Source organism: Corallococcus macrosporus DSM 14697 (assembly GCF_002305895.1).
GTDB lineage: Bacteria > Myxococcota > Myxococcia > Myxococcales > Myxococcaceae > Myxococcus > Myxococcus macrosporus.
In genome coordinates this window covers 3,412,703-3,433,950 of record NZ_CP022203.1, presented here as the reverse complement: position 1 = coordinate 3,433,950, position 21,248 = coordinate 3,412,703, and the positions used below count along the sequence as shown (strand labels likewise).

The following is a 21,248-nucleotide window of genomic DNA, read 5'->3' as shown; positions in this document are numbered from 1 at the left end:
CTACCTCACCAGCAGCGAGCGCCGGGGCAGGTGCAACAGGCCCTCGCGCTGCAACCACACCGCTCCGGCGACGAGCGCCAGCAGCACGGTGGGCGTCCACGCGGCGACCCCGGGGGACAACCGCTCCGTGAGGACCAGCGTGCGGCACACCATCATCAGCCCCCACATCGCCACCGCGGTCAGCAGGCCCTCGATGATGGCGGCGGTGAGGTGCCCGCGCCGGTTGGCCCGCAGGGCCAGCCCCACGCCCAGCAGCGCCGCAGGGAACGCGGCCATCGGGTAGGCGAAGCGGTTGTGGAGCGCCAGCTCGAACTGCTTCGTCGCCAGCCCCACGTCCCGGCGCGCGTCAATCTGCTCCCGCAGCTCGGAGGCCCGCATCTGCTCCGGGCGCCCCGGGCGGATGCGGAACGCGGTGACGGCCACGCCCAACGCGTACTCCGCTTCGGGGAGCCGCCGCACGGACGTCTTGCCTTCGCCGTCGAAGGTGCGCTCCACCACGTCCGTCAGGCGCCAGCGCATGCCCTCCACCGGGAACATGCCGGAGGCATCCAGGCGCCGCCGCAGGTCGAACGACTCCGTCACCGTGAAGACGGACACGTCCTGGAAGCCCTCCTGCGCGCTGCCGCCCCGCAGGAAGAAGATGTTGTCCCCGCGCCGGAACCACTGCTTGGGCGTGTAGTAGAAGCGCCAGTCGCCCCACTTGTTGAAGCGCTGGGTGGTGATTTCGTCCACGCGCCGGCCGGAGTACGTCGCCACCCGCTCGTCGAAGACGACCAGCCCCGCGCAGGCCACGAACGACGCCACCAGGATGGGCAGGTACAGCGCGGACGGGCCGAAGGTCAGCGCCCGGATGGCCGTCACCTCGCCCTGCTTGCGCAGCGCGGACACCGTGGTGCCCGCCGCCAGCAGCAGCGCCGCCGGCCCGAGCTGCTGCACCGACATCATCGCCTTGTAGAAGTAGAGCTCCGCCGCGTCCCGCACCCAGCCCGGGCCCGTGTACAGCTTCGCGCGGTCCACGAAGTCCACCACCACGAACACCAGCACCAGCCCCGCCAGCATGCCCAGGGCGTAGCGCACGTAGGCGCGCAACACATAGGAGAAGAGCGTGGCCCTCACTTGAGCGTCCCCGAGCGGCTCACCCGGTACAGCGCCACCAGGCCCACCGCGATGAACACCAGGTTGGCCATCTGCCCCGCCAGCGCCACGGGCATCTGCCCCTTCTGTCCCATCTGCTCGAAGACGCGGCTCAGCAGGTAGTAGAGGACGTAGCCCCCCAGCGTCAGCAGGTAGCCCCACGCCCGGCCCGACTGGCGCCGGCCCATGGCCAGCGGCGTGCCCAGCAGCGCGAAGGCGATGGGCGCCAGCGCGCTGCCCAGCCGGCTGTGCAGCGCCATCCGGAACACGCGCGGGTCCTCGCCCCGCGCCTCCGCGTCGCGCGCCGCCGCCATCAACTCGGCGGGCGTCAGCTCCTCGCGGGAGAAGGAGAAGCGGCTGCGCTTGCCCATGGACGCGCCCAGGCCCACGCTGATTTCGGCCTCGTCGAACCGGATGACGCTGTACTCCTCCGCCTCGCCCCCGGCGGAGCGGTGCACCTCGCCCGCCGCCAGCGCGAAGCGCAGCACCTCGCCGCTGGTGGACGTGCCCACCTGGCCCCGCCGCGCCAGCACCAGCAGCGGCGCGTCCGCCTCCCGGTCGTCATGCAGGAGCACGTTGGTCCACTTCCCGTCGGCGGACACCTGCTCCGCGTACAGCGTCAAGTCACTGAGGTCCTCGTAGAAGACGCCGGACTTCACGTCGCCCACGGCGTTCTTCCGGATGACCTCGCTCACCAGCACCTTCAGGCCCGACAGACCCCAGGGCTGCGCCGTGGACGTCATCACCAGCATCAGCGCGCTGAGCGCCACCGCGATGCCCAGCGGCGCGGCCACCAGGCGGCTGGGCCCCACGCCCAGCGACTGGAGCGCGGTCAGCTCCCGGTCCTCGGCCAGCCGGCCCAACCCCAGGAGGATGGCCAGCAGGAAGGCGATGGGCAGCGCCATCATCAGGAAGTGCGGCGCCAGGTAGGCCAGCAGCCGCGCCAGGTCCACCAGCGTCACCGACGAGCCCAGCAGCACGTCGGTGCCCCGCAGGAACTGCATGACGAAGAGCAGCAGGAACATGAACGCCACCCACACGCCGAGCGGGACCAGCAGCTCCCGGAGCAGGTAGCGCGACAGGCTGTTCACGGGGCGCCCTTCATCCCTCGCGCGCCGATGTCCCGGCGGAAGTGCATGCCCTCGAAGCGCACCGCCGCCGCCGCCGCGTACGCCCGCTCACGCGCGCGCGCCAGGTCCTCGCCCCGCGCGCACACCGTCAGCACCCGGCCGCCGGCCGTCACCAGCCCGCCGTCGCGCGCCTCCACGCCCGCCAGGAACACCGTGGCGTCCGGCGGCACCGCGTCCAGCCCTTCGATGCGCCGCCCCTTCTCCGGCGCGTCCGGATAGCCGCGCGCCGCCAGCACCACGCCCACCGAGGCCCCCGGCGCGGACACCAGCGTCCGGGGCGTGAGCGTGCCCCGCGCGCAGGCGTCCAGCAGCGGCAGCAGGTCCTCGCCGAGCTGCATCATCAACACCTGCGTCTCCGGGTCGCCGAAGCGGGCGTTGAACTCCAGCACCTTCGGGCCGCTCCGCGTGAGCATCAGCCCCGCATACAGCACGCCCCGGAAGGGAATTCCGCGCCGGCGCAGCACGGCCAGCGTCGGGGCGACCACGCGCTCCCCCACCTCCGCGAGCTGCTCGGCGGACAGGAAGGGCGCGGGGCTGTACGCGCCCATGCCGCCGGTGTTGGGCCCCGTGTCGCCCTCGCCCACGCGCTTGTGGTCCTGGGACAGCGGCAGCATGGCGTAGCGCTCGCCGTCGCACAGCGCCATGGCGGACACCTCCTCGCCCTCCAGCAGCTCCTCCAGGACCATCGTCTGGCCCGCCACGCCCATGGCGCCCACGGCGCGCACCGCCGCGCGCGCGGCCTCCACGTCATGGGCGACGATGACGCCCTTGCCCGCCGCCAGGCCGTCCGCCTTCACGACGATGCGGCCCTGCGCCACCGCGTAGGCCTCCGCCGCCGCCACGTCGGTGAAGGTGCGGAAGGCGGCGGTGGGCACGCCGGCCTCGGCCATGATGTCCTTCGCGAAGGCCTTGGAACCCTCGATGCGGGCGCCCGCCGCCACGGGCCCGAAGCAGGCGATGCCCACGTCGGCCAGCGCGTCCGCGACGCCCGCCACCAGCGGCGCCTCCGGCCCCACCACCACCAGGTCCACCGACTCGCGCTTCGCGAACGCCGCGACCTCCTCCGGCGCGTCCGCGCGCAGGGCCACGTTGGTGCCCAGCTTCGCCGTGCCCGGGTTGCCAGGCGCACACAGCAACCGAGTCAGCCGGGGACTCCGTGACAGCTTCCACGCGAGCGCGTGCTCACGGCCACCGGAACCGAGCAGCAGGACCTTCACATCCACCTCACCGTTCCAACAGGTAGAGCATCCGCTTCGCGGGAAGGTAGGCCGGATCCAACCCCACCACCTTCACCAGGGTGTCCTTCGCCGCGGCCTTGCCCTGGGGCGACTCCAGGTTCGCCAGCCGGGCCTGCGCCGACAGCAGCGTCGGCGCCAGCGCCAGCGCGTCCCGCAGCGCGCGCTTGGCCGGCTCCACCTGCCGGGACTCCGCCCGCGCCAGCCCCAGCGCCAGGTGGGACACCGGCATCTGCCGCCCCGCCGCCGCGGAGCGCTCGCCCAGGCGCCGGGCGTCCGCCACGGCCCCGCGCTGCAGGGCGATGAGGGAGCGGTAGGCCAGGGCCCCCGCGTTGTTCGCGTCCACCTCCAGCACGCCGCGGAAGTGACGCTCGGCCGCGTCGAGCTGGTGCTGGTGGAAGCGCAGCAGGCCCTCGTACAGCAGCGGGGACGGGTCCTCCGGCCCCTCGGCGAGCGCGAGGATGACGCCCTCCACGCCGTCCACCGTCTCGCGCGGACGCACCCAATAGGCGGACATCACCGGGCGCGGCTCCAACCGGAGCGGGTCCGACTGCAACGCCTGGTGCAGCGCCCGGAAGGCATCGTCCCGCCGCTTCGCGCTCGCCGCGGCGACCCCCGCCAGGAGCTGCGCGTCCAGCCGCCGCGCGTCCAGCTTCACCGCCGCCTGGAACGCCTCCAGCGCCACCAGCGGCTGCTTCTCCAGCAGCAGCAGCCGGCCTTCGAGCACCTTCTCCAGCGCGCCGTCCTCGAGCTGCCCGCGGAAGCCCGGCAGGTGCGCCCGCGCCTTCTCCGCGTCGCGGCGGCCCAGGGCCACCAGGAACAACTGGAGGTGCGCCTCCGGCAGGTCCTTCACCAACCGCAGGGCCTCCTCGGCCGACTTCGCCGCCGCGTCCTGGCTGCCCGCGGTGCGCTCCGCCGCCGCCAGGTGCACCAGCACCTCGGCCACCTCGGGCGCGTCGTAGCGCGCGCGGTTCCTCAGCAGCGCGCGCAGCTCGCGCACCGCGCCCGCGGCGCTGCCCTCCGACTGATAGCGCAGCATCGCCAGCGGCAGCAGCGCGCGCAGCTCGCCGGGCTCCGCCTTCACGCGGGCCTCGTACAGCTTGCGCGCCTCCCCGGGCTCGCCCACCTCCTGGTAGAGGCGGGCGGTGAGCGCCAGGCTCTCCCAGTCCTTCGGGTTCGCCTCCAGGCGCTCGCGCAGCGTGTCCAGCGCGGCGGAGTACTCACCGCCCGACGCATGCGCCAGCGCGCGATAGTAGTGCAGCCGCTTGATGTCCGGCGCCAGCTTCTGCGCGGAGTCGAAGTGGCTGCGCGCCAGCTCGCGCGAGGACGACAGCCACGTGCGGCCCAGCACCAGGTGGGCCTCCGCCTTCTGCGCGTCCGGAAGCTCCGCGCGGGCGAGCAGCTCCTCCGCGAGCGGACGCGCCTGCTCGGGCTGCCCGGAGCGGGCCAGCAGCAGGTTCGCGTGCGCCAGCAGGAGCGGCGCCGTCCGGCCGGAGCGCGACTCCGCCGCCAGCAGCAGCGCGCGGGCCTCCTGGAACGTGGCGTCGTCCATGCGCGCGCCGCGTCCCAGGGCCAGCGCCTGCACGTAGCCGGCGATGGCGGCGTCACTCGTCGGGTCCAGGAGCAGCGCCTGCTGGAAGGACTCCTCCGCCTCCGCGTAACCGAAACGCTCGTCCCGGGCGAGCTGCTGCTGCCCCTGCGCCAGCCGCTCCGCGCTGGTCCCCGAAATCTCCAGGTACTTCAGCTTCCAGCGCGGCAGCACCGCCTGCACCGCGTCCGGGATGGCCGGCGCGGGCGGAGGGCCTTCGTCGCGGCGGGCCGTCTGCTGCTGCTGGTACAGGAAGTAGCCCCCCACCCCGCCGCCCACGACGACGAGCCCCACCAGGCCCGCCACCAGTCCGCCCCTGCCACCGCGTGCGCGGCCACCGTGCTGCGCGGCGCTGGTGCGCACCGGCGCCGCGCGCGGGCCGCTGCGAGGCTCGGCCCCGAGCTGCGGCGCGGAGCCACGGGCGCCGCTGCGCGGCTCCGGCCCCATGTCCGGGATGATGTCGGTGCTGATGGGCACGCGCGCGCCACCGCGCGGCTCCGGCTGCGGGTCCTGCGCGCCGCCCCCCGAAGAGGGGCCCGCGCCGAGGTCCGCCATGGGCGGCAGGGAGTCGGCGCTCGCCGCCGGGGCGGACGGACGGCTCGCGGCGGCGGGCGGCACCTGGGCGGCGCCAGGCTGGCGGCAGTCGTCACAGATGCCGAGCGCCTGGTCGAAGGAGTCCGTCAGGGGCTTCTGACAGGCGCGGCAGCCCGCGGTCGCGGGGGGCTTCGGCGCGGCGGGCTTCGCCGGACGCTCGGCCCGCGCCTCCAGGCCTTGCGGCGCGGAAGGCGGCGGCCCCAGGAAGTCCAGCAGCGGGTCCTCCGCCGCCGCCGGCCCACGCGCCGCGGCCGGGGCCCCCAGGTCCGCGAACGGGTCCACGGGCGGAGAGGACGCCGGCGCGGACGCGGGCATCGCCCCGAAGTCGCCGAAGAGGTCCGAGCCCGCCGCCCCTTCGCTCCGGGCCGGCGTGGGTGCCGGCGCGGCGGCGGGAGGCGGCGCGCCGAAGTCTCCGAAGAGGTCGTCGGCGGGGTTGGGCGCGGGCGCTGCCCCCGCGCCGGAGACGGGCGTCAGGGTGACGGGGGGCTGGGGCGCCGGTGCGGGCGCGGCCGAGGGATCACGCCGGACCAACTGCAGGTGGCGGCAGCGGGGACACTGCGCGCGGACACCCTTGGCGGTGATGAGCTTGTCATCAATCGCGTAGGCGGCCGCGCATTTCTGACAGACGATGCGCATGGCTCAGTGCCGGAAGTGTCGCACTCCCGTCAGCACCATGGCCATCCCATGTTCATCCGCGGCGGCAATCAACTCCGCGTCACGGACCGAACCGCCGGGTTGTACGACACAGGTGGCCCCCGCCCGGGCGGCTTCGTCCAGCCCGTCCCGGAACGGGAAGAAGGCGTCCGAGGCCACCGCGCTCCCCTTCAGGGCCTCCCCGCCGCGCTGCATCGCGATGCGGACCGAGTCCACCCGGTTCGTCTGCCCCCCGCCCTGCGCCAGCAACCGGGCGCCCGAGGCGAAGACGATGGCGTTGCTCTTGACGTGCTTGCACACCTTCCAGGCGAAGCGCATGGCCCGCTCCTCCTCCGGCGTGGGGGCCCGCTTGGACACCACCTTCCACGACAGGGGCGGCTCCACCGAGTCCCGGTCCATCAGCAGCAGGCCCCCGGACACGCTGCGGGCATCCAACTGGGCCCGGGGCCGGGCCTGGGGGCTGGCCAGGGCGGGCCCCGCCTCCAGCAGGCGCAGGTTCTTCTTCGCCGCCAGCACCTGCAGCGCCTCCGGCGAATACGACGGGGCGATGACCGCCTCCAGGAAGGTCTCCGCCATGGCCTGGGCCGTGGCCGCGTCCACCTCGCGGTTGAGCGCGACGATGCCGCCGAAGGCGGAGACCTCGTCCACCGCGCGGGCCGTGCGGTAGGCCTTCACCAGGGCGTCATCCACCGCCACGCCGCACGGGGTGTTGTGCTTGATGATGACCGCCGCGGGGGCCTCCGGGAACTCCAGCAGCAGCCCCAGGGCCGCGTCCAGGTCCAGGATGTTGTTGTACGAAAGCTCCTTGCCCTGCAGCACCCTGGCGAAGGCGACCGTCGGCTCCTGGGGCGTGGCGTGCTCGCGGTAGAAGGCGCCGCGCTGGTGCGGGTTCTCCCCGTAGCGCAGCTCCTGCGACTTCTGGAACGCCAGCGACAGCTCGCCCGGGAACGCCTCCCCCGCCTGCGCGGACAGCCACGCGGAGATGGAGGCGTCGTAGGCCGCCGTGTGCGCGAAGGCCTTGCGCATCAGCCGGCGCCGCGTGTCCTCGCCCACCGTCTTCCGCTCCTCCAGCTCCGCCAGCACCGCCGGATAGTCGTCCGGGTCCACCACCACGGAGACGTGGCGGAAGTTCTTCGCGGAGGCGCGGACCATGGCGGGCCCGCCAATATCAATCTGCTCGATGACGTCCGGCTCCGCGGCGCCCGAGGCCACCGTCTGCCGGAAGGGGTACAGGTTCACCGCGACCAGGGAGATGGGCTCGATGCCGTGCGCCTTCATCTCCTCCCGGTCCGCGTCCAGCTCCAGCCGCCCCAGGATGCCGCCGTGGATGCGGGGGTGGAGCGTCTTCACGCGGCCACCCAGGATCTCGGGGCTCTGCGTGTGCTCGGACACCTTGGTGACGGGCACCCCCGCGCCCTTGAGCGCCTCCAGCGTGCCCCCGGTGGACAACAACCGGAAGCCCAGGCGGACGAGCCCCTGGGCGAAGGGAACCAGACCTCGCTTGTCGGATACGCTCAGGAGAGCCAGCACGTGTGGGCCTCGGTGTGCGGGAAGCGGCGGTAGTAGCAACCACCCCCTGGGGTGTCAACGCAACACGTCGGCCCTCCGTTTGCGGGTGGAAACCACCCGCGGACACCTCAGGGCTTGCGCGCCGAGACCGGGGGCTCGGCTTCGGTGGCCTCGCGCAGCTTCATCAGCCCGCGCGTCTCCACCTGGCGGATGCGCTCACGGGTGAGGTTCATGATCTCCCCCACCTCCTCGAGCGTGATGCCGCCCTTCTCCGCCACGTCCAGGGCGCAGGTGTGCTCCAGCTCCCAGATCTCCTTGTCCGGGAAGTTGAGCTTGATGGACCCCGTCTCCGGGTTCACGTCCAGGTAGAGGTTGTGCTTGCAGGAGACGAAGTTGCACGGCCGGGGCCCGTTGATGCAGTCCGCGCGGGTGCGCGGCCGCGTGTCATCCATCTGCTTGAGCAGGTCGGCCTCTTCGGGGTCCACCTGACCCGTGAGGCGCCGCCTCCGCAGGTCGCGCGCCATCTCCTTGCGCGACATGGTCTTGGAACGGCGGCGCTCCTGCGCCTGGTCCGATTCCTGGTCCCCCCCCTCCTCCTGTAGCTGCTTCACTTCCGACATGTCCCCTCCACGTGAGGCCAGTCTACCCGGTTCCCGGGTATTCTATTGCGAACGGTTGGTTTCGTCTGCGCGTGCAGTCACGGCGCTGCCCAGCCGGGCGACATCCCGGACCAGATCCTGCGCTCTTTGCCGCAAGGTTGCTAGCTGTGCCTCAAGCGAACGCCGGTGCGCCCCCCCAAAGGCGCGGTCCCCCAGCTCCTCCTGGAACCCATCCAGGAGGCCCGCGAGGTCCCGCTCCAACTGGTCGATGTAGTTGCTGTGGAAGACATAGGACCGCTTGATGTCCTCCAGGGTGTGCCCCTCCGCCATCATCTTCTTGATGACATTGATGCGGCGCACCGCCTCCACCGGGTAGAGCCCGACGCTCCCCTGGTGCTTCCCCTTCCGGCCGACCCGGCGACTCCTGGGTAGCAGGCCGGCCTGCACGTACTTCCGGAACGTCGCCTCCGAGAGGCGCACGCCCCGCGGCCGGAAGATTTCCAGGATGGCGCTCGCGGGCAGGCCGCCCGCGTTCTCGCGCTCGATCCGAGCAATCTCCTCCGGAGCCAGCAGGTCCATGGATTCCATTGAATATAATCCACTGAGTGGGGGCCACTGAGTGCCAGAACGGACGGTTGGGTGTCAAGGCAGACCACCAGGCAAGCAGGCGGGGGTGGACGAATCGCCCGCCTTCGAACAGGCGGAGCGGGAGGTGGGACGAGGTAGGCGTCGTGGCCCGGAGCGGACCTCGCTCAGCGCGAAGCCGCGGCGTTCAGGACTGGACGTTGGGGGCGCTCAAGCGCGCGGAAGCGCGCGAGCACGGAGGCAGCGGGTGACTTCGGACCTCCCAGGGGCCCCGGGCGCGGCGGAGTGAGGCCGCGCCGGGACACCGGAAGGGTCAGCGGGCCCTGGGGGCGCGGAACTCGCGGCTCACGGTGCCGCCCGCGGTGACGGTGACGTCGTAGCGGCGCTCGCCGGACGGGTGCTGGAAGACGAGCTTGTGGGCGCCCGCGGGCAACCGGTACGTCGCCCGCCCCGTCACCTCGCCCATGCGCTTGCCGTTGATGAACACGGTGGCATAGGGCGCGGCCTGGACCTGGAGCGTGCCGTTCGACGGGGCGGCGCGCGTGTCCTCCGGCTCCGGGGCCTTGGCCGCGGACGACGGGCTGGTCGCGGCGGCGAGCACTTCCTCGCGCAACACGCCGTCGACCTCGGCTTCGGCGTCCTGGGGGGCCTCCGCGGGCTCCACCCCAGCGTCCCGCGCTGCCTCCACGCCACTGGAAGCCACGGGCGCCGGCGCCTCGGCGACGACGGGCGCGGGCACCTCGGGCACCTCGGGCGCGGCCTGCCCGGCCTGCGCGACGGGAGGCGGCGTCGCGTCACGGCCACGCATCAAGGCGACACCGCCTCCGATGACGGTGAGCCCCAGCGCGACGGAGAGCCCCAGCGCCCACGGCTTGCGCGAGGGCGGGACGCCCACGGAGGCCACCGGACCGGACGCACGGGGGGCGGCCACCTGGGCGTTTCCAGGCCAACTGGGTCCGCCCGCGGGAAGCGCCTCGGGCTCCGTGGTCGACGCGGTGCCTTCGTCGTCGTCCTCGTCATCCCACGCGCTGGCCAGCCCCAGGCTCCCGCTGGCGCCGGGCGAAGGCGCGACGGCGGCGAGCCCTTCGGGCCGGCTGGGCGTACGCGCGTCCCCGGCCACCGACGGAACGCCAGCGCCCCGGCTCGGCGTCCTGCCTGAACGCGCGGCCTCGCCGGGCACGGAGCGCATTCCCGACCCCGAGGACGTCCCGTCGAGGGGCGCGCCCGAGGGCATCCCCTCCGAACGCCCCTGCCCGCCCGGCGCCGAGGACCGCTCGTCACCCGGCGCGCCCGCGCCCGCTCCAGCCGAGTGCCCCTGCGGGCCCCGCGCCGAGGACCGCTCATCCGAGGGCGCCGCCGGAGCCACGCCCTCGGCGCGCTGCTGCCGGCCGGGGGCCGCGGACCCTTCCTCGCTGGACGCTCCCGGAACCTGCGCCGGGGAGCCCCCATCCGAGGCCACACCGCGCGGCACCGGCGACGACGCCACCGCGGGCAGCGGCATCATCGGCGTGGCCATGGGCGGCAGCGGCGCCGCGTCCAGCGCGGCCTCCTCGCCCCTGCGAGGCAGCACGAAGGTGGGCGCGTTGACGTCCTCATCCGGAGACGTCGGCAACGCCAGGCCACTGCGCCCGTGAGGCGCCATCACCGCGGTGGGCTCGCGCGGCACGGGGCCTGGCCCCGCCCCGGGGGCCGGCTCGCCCTCCACGACGTGCGTGCGCTCCTGCACCGTCGGAATCGCCTGGGTGAGGCTCGTCGGAAACAGGCGGCGCATGAAGGCGCTCAGGTCCGTGTCGTCCACGGAGCGCGCATGCGTCAGCACGCACTGGGCCAGGGCGCGCTCGAGCTCGGCGGCCGTCTGGAAGCGGAGCGCGGGGTCACGCTCCAGGGCGCGCACCACGGCGGCGTCCAGGTCCGCCGGCACGTCGGGGTTCAGCCGGGCCGGGGGCGGAATGGCGCTCTGCTGCACCGCGCGGAGCACCGCCACCTCGGAGTCCCCGTCGAACAGGCGGCCGCCCGTGAGCATCTCCCACAGCACCACGCCCAGCGCGAAGATGTCCGTGCGCGCGTCCACGGCCTCGCCCCGGGCCTGCTCGGGCGACATGTACGCGAACTTGCCCTTCAGCACGCCCGGCTGCGTCAGCTTGTTGCCCGCCTTGGCGATGCCGAAGTCCGTCAGCTTCACCGCGCCGTCGAAGGACAGCAGCACGTTGTGCGGCGTGACGTCCCGGTGCACCAGGTCCAGCGGCTGGCCATTCACCCGCACGCGGTGGGCGTAATGCAGGCCGCGGGCGACCTCCGCGCCAATGTGCGCCACCAGCATCGGCGGCACCGGCTCCATCAGCTCCTTGCCGCGCTTGCGCAGCTCCCACAGCGAGCAGCCGCGCACGTACTCCATGGCCAGGTAGTACGTGTCCTCGTGCTTGTCGAAGTCGAAGATCTGCACCACGTTCGCGTGGTTCAGCCGCGAGGCCAGCCGCGCCTCGGCGATGAACATCCCCACGAACTCCGGGTCGCTGGCGAGGAAGGCGCGCACCCGCTTGATGACGACTTCCTTTTCGAAGCCCTCCGCGCCGCGCGCCGTGCACAAGTAGATTTCCGCCATGCCGCCCTCGGCGAGCTTGCGGCGGACGATGTACTTGCCGATGTGAGTGCCGGCTTCGAGCGTCACGAGAGCATCCAAGGCATGGCTATTCGAACTTCACGCTCACCACGTTGAGGTCGATGGGCTTCACCTCGATACGTTTACTGAGCGTCTTCTTGAGGTCGGCGTTGACGAACCGGCAGTCGTAGCTGCCGACGCGGAGGTCCACGGCCTCGAAGGGCGTCTCGCCCAGCCGCTTGCCACCGCACGTCACCTCCGCCCACGGGTGAACCACGAAGCGCACCCGGGCCGTACGGCTCTCGGTCCGGGGCTCGGGACGCGTGGGGCGCTCGCGGACCACCGCCGCCACGGCAGCCGTGGGCCGGGGCTCCGGCTCCAGGGTGAAGCGCGCCACCTGCTCCGCGCCCGCTCCCACCGTCACCGTCCGCTCCAGCGCCTGGTGCCGCTCGGCCTCCACGCGCACGGCGACCTGCTGGCCCACCGCCGCCTCGAGCACCACCGGCCGCGCCGCCTGACGCGCGCCGTCCACCAGCACCACCGCGTCCTCGGGCTGCGTCTCGATGCGCAGCCGCACCGGCGCGGGCGCGGCCTCCACGGGAGGCTGGGGCACCACGGGCGGCGGCTGCAACTCCGTCAGGGCCGGCCGCGGCTCCGGCACCGGCGCGCGCGCTTCCGGCTCCGCCGCGACCGGCACGACCTCGGGCTCGGACGACCGCATGGACCAGAACACCACGCCCACGGCCACGGCCAGCAGCAGGCCCAGGCCCACGAACAGCCACGCCGAGCCCCCCGAAGCCGCGGGGGCCCCGGCGCGCCTGGCCGGACGCGACATCCCCAGCGACAGCGTGGGCGCGTCCTCCTCGAGCGGCTCTCCGTCCCGCAGCGGCAGCACCACGCGCGCGGGCCGGCTGGCCGTCTCCATCATGGCGATGGTGGGCGCGTCCTCCTCCACCTCGTGCCCCCCGCGCACCTCCGCGCGCGCGCCCGCGCGGGCATCCAGCGTGGGCGCGTCCTCGTCGTCGTCCACCGACGCGGGCAGGTCGAACCGGCTCATCAACCCGGAGGGCCTCGGCGCCCCTCGCGGGTCCGTGGGCGCGGCGGCGGCCCCGCCCAGCTTCACGTCCGTCCGCGTCTCCCGCGAGGCGGCCCGCGCGTCCACCGTGGGCGCGTCCTCCTCCACGGGCGGCGGCAACGGCGGCAGCGCGCCCATGCCGGAGCGCGAGGGCCGCTCCGGCTCCACCGCCCGGCGCTGCCCCGTCAGGCGCGGCGCGGGCCGGGGCTCCGGCTCCGGTTCGGAGCGGCCCGTCAGGCGCGGCGCGGGCCGGGGCTCCGGCTCCGGCTCGAAGCGGCCCGTCGGGCGCGGCGCGGGCTTCTCCGGCTCCAGTTCGAAGCGGCCCGTCCGCGACGGCGGGCGCGGGCGCAGCGCCGCCGTGGCGTCATCCTCCGGGGACAGCGGCGGCGGCCGGGGCGGCAGCGCGGGCCTGAGCCCGGTGCGGCGCGGCGGGGACTCCGGCCGCGAGCCGCCTGAATCCAGGTCCTCGCCCAGCACGTCGCCGGCCCGTGCCTCCTCGGCCAGCCGCTCCGCGAAGACCTCCTTCACGAAGGCGGACAGGTGCGCGGACGTCGCGGGCGCGTGGTGCCGCGCCAGCCACTCCTCCAGCGCGTGCTGGAGCTGCGCCGCCTCCTGGTACCGCTCCGACAGGTCCTTCGCGAGCGCCTTGAGGACGATGGCGTCCAGGTCCGCCGGCACGCGCGGCGTCACCTGCGAGGGTGGCACCACCCGGCACTCCGACACCGCCGTCAGCGTCTGGATGTCGTTGGGCCGCTTGAACAGCCGCGTGCCGGTGAGCAGCTCGTAGAGGACGATGCCCAACGCGAAGATGTCCGCGCGGCAGTCCACCCGCATGCCCGCCGCCTGCTCCGGCGACATGTACGAGTACTTCCCCTTCAGCACCCCGGAGCGCGTCACCGTGGCCTGGTCCGCCGCCTTGGCGATGCCGAAGTCCACCACCTTCACCCCGCCCTCGAACGTGACGAGGATGTTCTGGGGGGACACGTCGCGGTGGACGATGCCCAGCGGCCGGCCCGTCGTCGGGTCCGTGCGCTTGTGCGCGTAGTCCAGGCCCGCGCACGCCTCGATGAGGATGCGGCACACCAGCGGCACCGGCAGCGGCTGCCCCATCAACTCCGAGTGCTTCCAGAGCTGCCGCAGGTCGTCGCCGTGGATGTACTCCATGGCGATGAAGAAGGAGTCGTCCTGGGCCCCCAGGTCGAAGATCTGCACCACGTTGGGGTGGTTGAGCCGGGCGGCGATGCGCGCCTCGTCCAGGAACATCTTGACGAAGTCGTCGTTCTCCGCGAGGTGCGGGAGGATCCGCTTGACCACCACCCGCTTGTCAGGCTCCGCCCCCTGAGGCCGCGCAAGATAGATCTGCGCCATCCCGCCCGTGGCGAGACGCTTCAGGAGCTGATACCTGCCATAGGTTTCGATGGACACGGCGACCTGACCGGCCCCTGGACGGGACAACCACCTTGAAGTGGCCCCGGGTTCCGGGCGCGGGAAGGACCCGAGCGTAAGCGCACCGGGAAGGAGGGTCAAACCCCCAACCGCTCCCGGAGCCGCCTTTGTGGCTATCTCCGGGCGGCCCGCACCTCGCGGGTCTCCCGCATCAGGGCCTCCAGCTCGTCCAGGTGCCGCTTCAGCACCGGCATCAGCACCGGCGCCACGTCCACCCGGTCGAACAGGTCCAGGACCCGGTCCACCTTCCGCTCGATCTCCCCGGCCCGCGCCGGGCTGATCCTGCGCAGCAGCAGGTCCGCGCCGGCCTCCATCAACACCCGCGCCACGGCGTCCCGGGAGGCGAGCGGCTCCTCCCTCCGCCGCCCCTCTCCCTTGATGACGCGCAACCCAGGCGCCTTCCCGGAGGGGCGGGCCGCGCTCGTCATCGTTCCTTCGAAATCCTGGGAGCTCACCGGGTGCCTCCTCGGCAGGTGCAGGTACGACCTCAGGGTACACACCGCGAGGTGACCTCCAATTTTCTGGTCATCCGCACAGGCGGAAGCAGACCTGTAGCACCGGGGACTGACACCGCCGTGAAGGGCCGGATGGTCGGCCCTTCACGGGCGCTACATCGCTTCGCAGGAGCGCCGGTAGTTGATGGCGATGCGCGTGCCGGCCGGCGGCACCACGTCGAACACCACGCTGTTGGTGGCGGCGTCGTAGGTCCAGCCCGACGTGGACGGCGTCCCGTTCACCGTCACCGTCACGGTGCCGGGCTCCGGCAGGTCGCTCAGCGGGAAGCGCTCCTGCGCGGAGAAGGCCTTGTCGCCCACCGCCTGCAGCAGCGGCCGGTAGTCCTCCGCGCAGACGCTCACCACCTCGCCTCCCGTGCGGGCGGTGGCCTCCGCGTAGCGGGTGCCGGCGCCACCGGCCGTCGCGCAGCCCTCCGCCGGCGGGGCGATGGCGTAGAAGGTCGCCCGCTGGGGCTGGTTCTGCCCCTTGAGCTGCTGGGCCCAGTCCACGTAGGTGTCCACCGCGTCGGGCGAGTGGTCATCCTCGTCGCTGACGAACAGCACCACCAGCGCGGCCTCCTCGCGCAGGAAGCCCGCGTTGCCGTCGTCGGGCAGGGGCGTGCGCGCGTCATCCGCGCTGTTCACCAGCGGCCGGGACAGGGCGCGGCGCATCGCCTCGAAGCCCTGCTCCACCTCCGCGCAGCGGCCCACCTGCACGTTCTGCTGGAGCTGCTGCGCCAGGTTCGGCGTCGCGCTCGTGAGGATGCGCGGCAGCGAGTTGTCCGCCGGGAAGAAGCGGCCCGCCTCGCCGCCCTCCGCGCCGCCCGGGCACGCGTTGGCCGGGTCCGGCGGCGTCACCGGGTGGATGCCCGTCGTCGTCACCGCCACGTTGAGGCTCACGCCCCGGTCCAGCGCCGTCTGCACGAAGGTGGGGATGGCGTCCACCAGGCGCGGGTGCTCCACCGCCATGGAGGCGGTGTTGTCCACCACCAGCAACACGTCCACCTTGCTGACGTCCTGCTGGATGAAGGTGTCCGTCCGCTCCACCCGCATGGACGACTCGCCCACCAGCGGCACCATCAACGGCGCTGGCAAATCACTGGAGGCCACGTATAGCGGCGACAGGTTCATGCCCGACACCAGGCCGAGGTACTCCACGCCCACCGTGAAGGCCTCGTTGGGCGGAAGTACGAAGGGGATGGGGTCCGGCACCGCCGACAGGCCGAACTCCGAGTCCGTGGTGCCCGGACCAATCCACACGTCGGCCACCGTCACCGGCGCGGCGCAGGCGTTGAGGAAGTTCACCTCCATGGGCTCGGCGGGGCAGTCCGGCCGCGCCACGCCCCAGTCCATGTAGCGGCGCGACGCCACCAGGCACACCGCCTGGGTGTTGGCCACCAGCGGCACCAGCATCACCGGGTTGGCCGGCTCCATCTGCTCGATCTGCACCGTGCCGGTGAAGTGGCCGCCCGCCACCGGCGCCATGAAGGCCACCTGGAAGCTGAACCAGTCCCCCGGGTACATGATGCCGCCGTAGAGGTCGCCGCCCGGCAGCGTGAAGACGCCGCCGCCGTCGTCGCGCAGGCGGATGTTCTTCACCGGGCACAAATCCGTGCCGCGGTTCTCCAGCTTGAGGCCCAGCACCGCGCCCTGCCCGGGCGGGATGGTGCCGAAGTCCAGCGCCTGCGGCGTGAGCACGAGCTCGCAGGGCGCGTGCGCCTCCGTGTCGCCGCGGAAGTCCATCTGCACCGTGGCGGCGGAGAAGGCGTTCGTGGTCATCACCAGCGAGCCCTCCGCCGCGCGCAGCTCGGTGGGCTCGTAGAAGACCTCCAGGTTGACCTCGCCGCCCGGCGGCAGCGTCACCGGCAGCGCCAGCGGCGTGTGGTTGAACTGGGGCGCCCCGCCCTGCTGCGGCAGCCAGTCCAGCGTGTTGATGGTGAGCCCGCCCTCGTTGGACGCGCCGCAGTTCTTCACGTTGATGATGACGCGCACCTTCGCGCCGAGCGGCTGCGTGCCGAAGTCGTGGAACGACGGAGACACGCACAGCTCCGGCGCGCCGCCGTAGCCGCGCAACGCCACGGGCGTCGTCGGGTGGCGGCGGCTCTCCACGTGGTACAGCGCGGTGTCCTGCGCCGCGCCCTGGTGGTCCGGGCTGTAGCGGAAGGTGAAGGTCCGCACCTCGCCGGGCTGGAGCACGAAGGGGAAGCTGACGTCGTTGTTCTGGGTGAAGGACGCGTCGCGGCCCTCCAGCGTCAACCGCGTCACCGTCACCGGCTCGGTGCTGATGTTACGGATGCTCGACTCGCGCACCGCGTCCCGGTCCACGGGCACCGCGCCGAAGTCCAGCACCTCCGGCTCGGCCACCACCGCGCGCTCCAGCGCCTCGGCGGCCACCTGCACCGACACGTCCGCGCAGCCGCGGCAGGGCGACACCGCCAGCGCCACCTGCTTGCGCCCCACCCGCACCGGGTGGAACGTCACGTTCAGCTCCCGGCTCTCACCGGGCGCCAGCGTCACCGCCTCCACGCTGAACTCGTCGCGGTCGGCGCCCACCAGCTTCGGCGTCACCTCCACCGGCAGCTCCGTGGGGTTGTCCAGCCGCAGCGGCAGCGTCTTCGTGGCGTCCGCCTCGATGCGGCCGAAGTCCAGCCGCCGCGGTGACACGCGGGCCCACGCGTCCACGCCGCTTCCATTCAGGGGGAGGCGCAGCAACGGCTCGATGCGCGTGTCCGAGCGCACCACCAGCACCGCGGGCTGGGCCCCCGCCGCGGCCGGCGCGAAGCGCACCCGCAGCGAGCACGCGCTCCCCGGTTGCAGGCTGTGGGGGCCCTCATGGGTGAACTCGGCCCGGTAGGCGCCCTCCGGCCCCTCCACCCAGACCTCGTTCACGTCGACGGGGGCGCGCCCCACGTTGCGCAGCGAAATCTCCGCCTCGCGCGCATCGAAGATGGCCACCTTCTCGAAGTCGACGCCACCAGGCGTCGCCGTCAGCCGCCCGTCCGCCAGCGCTGAACGCTCACGGTCCGCACACCCGGCCAGCAACCCCACCACCGCGAGGGCCACCCAGCCCCAGCGCCCTGTCATGGCCCACCCCTTCCCCACTACCGTCAACCCTGGCCGCCGCGTGCCTCACATGGAGCACGGCGAAAGGAACGATGGCGAAGCTAGGCACCCACTTCAGGGTGGGCAACCAGCCACACGTGGGTAACCCCGCGCCCAGGGGTGGGTGGACGTCCGGTAATCAAACCTTCGGAATGCGCAGTGTCTTGCTGATCATCGCGCTGCCGCTGGCCACGAACATCAGCGCCAGCGGGTGCAGCACCAACGGCCCCACGCGCCACTCGCCGCCCCAGAGGTCCGGCCCGACGCGCCCCGCCCACGTCGCCGCGGCCATCACCATCACCAACGCCAGACTCGTGGGGATGGGCGTGCCCTCGAAGTACTTCACCTTCCCCGTCTCATCCGACAGTTCCGCCGAGGTGACGTTGAAGCGCGCCAGCCGGCTGATGCCACACGCCACGAAATAGAGCAGCGCCGCCACGTCCAGCGAGCCGCGCATCCCCACCGCGAAGGCCAGCGCCGCCGGGGCCATGCCGAAGGAGATGACGTCCGCCAGCGAGTCCAGGTCCGCGCCCAGCGGCGACTTCTTGAAGCGCCAGCGCGCGATGCGCCCGTCCATGACGTCCATCACCAACGCCACCGGCATCAACCCGAAGGCCACCCACAGCCAGCGCACCTCCCCGGACGCCAGGTACTGCATCGACGCCAGGATGGCGCCCGCCCCCGCGAAGCCGTTGCCCAGCGTCACGAAGTCAGCGAGCACGAACGTGCGAATCATCGAGAAGTGACGGCGCGGGCGGCGGGCACGGGACGGCTCGGTCGACATATGCGCAATTTCCTACCACACCCCTCCCGCGTGGCCGGCACCTCGTTCTTGGCACACTGCGTTGTGCCCGGCGGTGTGGGAAATCATCCAGTTTCAGAAACACTTTGACGGTGTGATCAGCCGCTCCCTACGCTCGACACTGTCATGCACCCAAAATTTCACCCGCCCCTCCGGCGCGGTGTGTTCCCGCGCACCCGGAACACCCGCTGGCAGTTCTCCCTCCTCGCGGGCCTCAGCCTGCTGTTCACCTCCGCCTGTGGTGATGACGGTGACGACGGCACCGTCCCCGAGCCGACGCCCACCTATGAAGCCACCATCCGCCGGACCGCCCACGGCGTGCCGCACATCACCGGCAAGGACATGGGCAGCGTGGCGTACGGCAACGGCTACGCCTTCGCCCAGGACCACGTCTGCATCCTCGCGGACCAGCTCCTGAAGGTCCGCGGCGAGCGCGCCCGCTACCTGGGCCAGGGCCCCGGCAGCACCTACGCGGGCAGCGACTTCGCCTACCGCGCGCTGGGCCTCCATGACCGCGCCAAGGCCCGGTTCGGCCAGCAGTCCGCCACCATCCAGGCGATGCTCAAGGGCTACGCCGCCGGCTTCAACCGCTACCTGGAGGAGACGCCGAAGGATCAGCTCCCCGCGCCCTGCACCAACGCCGCGTGGGTGAAGCCCATCTCCGAGGTGGACCTGCTGGCGTATGCCTTCAGCGCGGCGCTGACGGGCAGCAGCTATCAGCTCATCCTCGCCATCGCCGCGGCCACCCCGCCCAACGTGACGGCGGAGGCCATTGGCACGCCCGCGCGCGACCACGTGAAGATCACCCGCCCCGAAACGCACCAGGTGGGAAGCAACGGCTGGGCCATTGGCCGAGACCGCTCCGCCTCCGGCCACGGCATGGTGGTGGCCAACCCGCACTTCCCCTGGGAAGGCGAGCTGAAGCTGTGGGAGAGCCACCTCACCGTCCCGGGCGAGCTGGACATCTACGGCGTGGGCCTGCTGGGCGTGCCCGCGGTGCTCATCGGCTTCAACAACGACGTGGCCTGGACGCACACCTTCTCCTCCGGCCAGCGCATGACGCTGTACGGGCTCCGCCTGGTGCCGGGCAAGCCGACCTCGTACGTGTACGACGGCGAAGAGCGGGAGATGACCTGGAAGGACATCAACATCCTGGTGCGGCTCGACAACGGGCTGCTCCTCAACGTCACCCGCCGCATCTACTTCAGCCACTACGGCCCCATCATCTCCATCCCCGGCACCGCGGAGTGGACCGAGCAGTCCGTGCTCACCTACCGCGACGCCAACCTGGAGAACGACACCCTGCTGGCGCAGTTCGTGGGCATGAACCAGGCGAAGAGCCTGGACGAGTTCAAGGCCGTCTACGCGCGTGAGCAGGGCATCCCCTGGGTCAACACCATGGCGGCCGACCGCGCGGGCAACACCTGGTACACGGACGCCACGCCCACGCCGAACCTGTCCCCCGTGGCGCTGGCCACCTGGAACGCCGCCCGCCAGGGCGCCGACCCCGCCACCACCCTCCTCTGGAACCAGATGGGCCTGGTGCTCCTGGACGGCAGCACCAGCAGCAACGAGTGGCAGGACGAGGAAGGCGCCCGCAGCCCGGGCCTGGTGCCCTTCAGCAAGGTGCCCAAGCTGGACCGCACCGACTTCGTCTTCAACGCCAACGACAGCTACTGGCTGGCCAACCCCGCCGCGCCGCTCACGGGCTACTCGCCCATGCACGGCCTGGAGGGCGTGGTCCAGACCCCGCGCACCCGCCTCAACGCGGTGATGCTCACCGAGGTGGCGGAGAACGGCGCCTCCGGCGCGGACGGCAAGTTCACCCGCGCCGAGCTGCAGGACGCCATCCTCAACAACCGCGGCATGATCGCCGAGCTGTTCCTCGACGACGTGGTGGCCCGCTGCACCGGCCAGACGGAGGTGCCCCACGGCAGCGGCACCGTGGACATCAGCCAGGCGTGCGCGCTGCTCGCGCAGTGGGACCGCCGCTATGACGTGGACAGCGTGGGCGCCATCGTCTGGCGCGAGTTCGCCGGCGCGTTCCCCTTCGCGGAGCTGCAGGCCAGCCCGGTGCTGTATGCCCAGCCCTTCGACCCGGCGAACCCCATCGCCACGCCGCACACGCTGGCGCCCGCGCCCGCCGAGGGCGTGGACCCGGTGCTGGCGAAGCTGGCGCAGGCGGTGGACACGCTGACGCGCGCGGGCCTGTCGTTGGACCTGCCGCTGGGCGAGGCGCAGTTCTCCCCGCGCGTGAGCGGCGAGCGCATCCCCATCCACGGCGCGACCAACTACGACGGCGCGGCGAACATCGTGGGCTTCGGCACGCTGAAGTCCACCACGCCCGCCGCCGAGGTCGGCACCGCCACGCGTGAGGTCATCAACGCGCGCACGGGCCTGTCCCGCGGCGGCTACGTCGTCAACAACGGCAGCAGCTTCATCATGGCCATGGAGTTCACGGACACGGGCGTGGCGGCCAACGCCCTGCTGACGTACAGCGAGTCCAGCGACCCGGCCTCGGAGTACTACGCGGACCAGACGCGCCTGTTCTCCCAGAAGCAGTGGCGGCCCATCCTCTTCACCGCCGAAGAGGTCGCCGCCGCGCCGGCCGAGCAGCTCACGCTCACCGGCGACTGACGTCCCTTCCGGCCCCCGATTCGTCGGGGGCCGGACACCCCGCGGCCCTTCGGGGCACTGTCTGG

At 72.7% G+C, this 21,248-nt stretch carries 13 protein-coding genes; 1 reads left to right on the top strand and 12 read right to left on the bottom strand.

Annotated elements, in window-relative coordinates; translation table 11 throughout:
* The 12 genes from MYMAC_RS14440 to MYMAC_RS14385 all read right to left on the bottom strand — a co-directional run bounded on the left by MYMAC_RS14440 (nt 1) and on the right by MYMAC_RS14385 (nt 18,528).
* Complete coding sequence (locus tag MYMAC_RS14440; RefSeq protein ID WP_095958519.1) at nt 1-1,116, bottom strand: LptF/LptG family permease; 1,116 nt, start codon at nt 1,114-1,116, stop codon at nt 1-3.
* A complete protein-coding gene (locus tag MYMAC_RS14435) occupies nt 1,113-2,225 on the bottom strand; it encodes an LptF/LptG family permease (RefSeq protein WP_095958518.1) in 1,113 nt (370 codons plus the stop codon). The genes MYMAC_RS14440 and MYMAC_RS14435 overlap by 4 nt, the downstream gene beginning before the upstream one ends.
* The gene (gene purD / locus MYMAC_RS14430) at nt 2,222-3,487 is read right to left on the bottom strand and encodes a phosphoribosylamine--glycine ligase (protein ID WP_095958517.1); all 1,266 of its coding nucleotides are present in this window, start codon (nt 3,485-3,487) and stop codon (nt 2,222-2,224) included. Before purD ends, MYMAC_RS14435 begins: the two co-directional genes overlap by 4 nt.
* Nucleotide 3,488: 1 nt before the next feature.
* The gene (locus MYMAC_RS38375) at nt 3,489-6,317 is read right to left on the bottom strand and encodes a zinc-ribbon domain-containing protein (RefSeq protein ID WP_095958516.1); all 2,829 of its coding nucleotides are present in this window, start codon (nt 6,315-6,317) and stop codon (nt 3,489-3,491) included.
* A 3-nt stretch (nt 6,318-6,320) separates the two neighbouring features.
* Complete coding sequence (purH, locus tag MYMAC_RS14420; RefSeq protein ID WP_095958515.1) at nt 6,321-7,865, bottom strand: bifunctional phosphoribosylaminoimidazolecarboxamide formyltransferase/IMP cyclohydrolase; 1,545 nt, start codon at nt 7,863-7,865, stop codon at nt 6,321-6,323.
* 107 nt (nt 7,866-7,972) lie between these two features.
* On the bottom strand, nt 7,973-8,464 hold the full coding sequence (locus tag MYMAC_RS14415; RefSeq protein WP_002635080.1) for a sigma factor-like helix-turn-helix DNA-binding protein: 492 nt from the start codon (nt 8,462-8,464) through the stop codon (nt 7,973-7,975).
* 42 nt (nt 8,465-8,506) lie between these two features.
* Nucleotides 8,507-9,031 carry a MerR family transcriptional regulator gene (locus MYMAC_RS14410; RefSeq protein WP_013939489.1) on the bottom strand — a complete coding sequence of 175 codons (525 nt, stop codon included), beginning with the start codon at nt 9,029-9,031 and terminating at the stop codon, nt 8,507-8,509.
* A 310-nt stretch (nt 9,032-9,341) separates the two neighbouring features.
* Nucleotides 9,342-11,696 (bottom strand): serine/threonine-protein kinase, encoded by a 2,355-nt coding sequence (locus MYMAC_RS14405; protein ID WP_095958514.1) that lies wholly within the window; start codon nt 11,694-11,696, stop codon nt 9,342-9,344.
* A gap of 19 nt (nt 11,697-11,715) precedes the next feature.
* Nucleotides 11,716-14,127, bottom strand: coding sequence for a serine/threonine-protein kinase (locus tag MYMAC_RS14400; protein ID WP_204817624.1), 2,412 nt, complete (start codon nt 14,125-14,127; stop codon nt 11,716-11,718).
* Between the two features lie 134 nt (nt 14,128-14,261).
* Nucleotides 14,262-14,648, bottom strand: a complete 387-nt coding sequence (locus tag MYMAC_RS14395) for a hypothetical protein (RefSeq protein ID WP_043710959.1) — start codon at nt 14,646-14,648, stop codon at nt 14,262-14,264.
* A gap of 108 nt (nt 14,649-14,756) precedes the next feature.
* Nucleotides 14,757-17,726 carry a choice-of-anchor D domain-containing protein gene (locus MYMAC_RS14390; RefSeq protein WP_095958512.1) on the bottom strand — a complete coding sequence of 990 codons (2,970 nt, stop codon included), beginning with the start codon at nt 17,724-17,726 and terminating at the stop codon, nt 14,757-14,759.
* Between the two features lie 157 nt (nt 17,727-17,883).
* Nucleotides 17,884-18,528 (bottom strand): CDP-alcohol phosphatidyltransferase family protein, encoded by a 645-nt coding sequence (locus tag MYMAC_RS14385; protein WP_095958511.1) that lies wholly within the window; start codon nt 18,526-18,528, stop codon nt 17,884-17,886.
* Nucleotides 18,529-18,672: 144 nt separating this feature from the next.
* On the opposite strand from MYMAC_RS14385, the gene MYMAC_RS14380 reads away from it, so the two are divergent.
* Nucleotides 18,673-21,183, top strand: a complete 2,511-nt coding sequence (locus MYMAC_RS14380) for a penicillin acylase family protein (protein WP_095958510.1) — start codon at nt 18,673-18,675, stop codon at nt 21,181-21,183.
* The last annotated feature ends 65 nt before the right edge of the window (nt 21,184-21,248 follow it).

What these genes read in the sequence shown, in the direction of transcription:
- MYMAC_RS38375 (WP_095958516.1), bottom strand. Translation starts at nt 6,317, where the DNA reads ATGCGCATCGTCTGTCAGAAATGCGCGGCCGCCTACGCGATTGATGAC.
- MYMAC_RS14415 (WP_002635080.1), bottom strand. Translation starts at nt 8,464, where the DNA reads ATGTCGGAAGTGAAGCAGCTACAGGAGGAGGGGGGGGACCAGGAATCG.
- MYMAC_RS14410 (WP_013939489.1), bottom strand. Translation starts at nt 9,031, where the DNA reads ATGGAATCCATGGACCTGCTGGCTCCGGAGGAGATTGCTCGGATCGAG.
- MYMAC_RS14390 (WP_095958512.1), bottom strand. Translation starts at nt 17,726, where the DNA reads ATGACAGGGCGCTGGGGCTGGGTGGCCCTCGCGGTGGTGGGGTTGCTG.
- MYMAC_RS14385 (WP_095958511.1), bottom strand. Translation starts at nt 18,528, where the DNA reads ATGTCGACCGAGCCGTCCCGTGCCCGCCGCCCGCGCCGTCACTTCTCG.
- MYMAC_RS14380 (WP_095958510.1), top strand. Translation starts at nt 18,673, where the DNA reads ATGCACCCAAAATTTCACCCGCCCCTCCGGCGCGGTGTGTTCCCGCGC.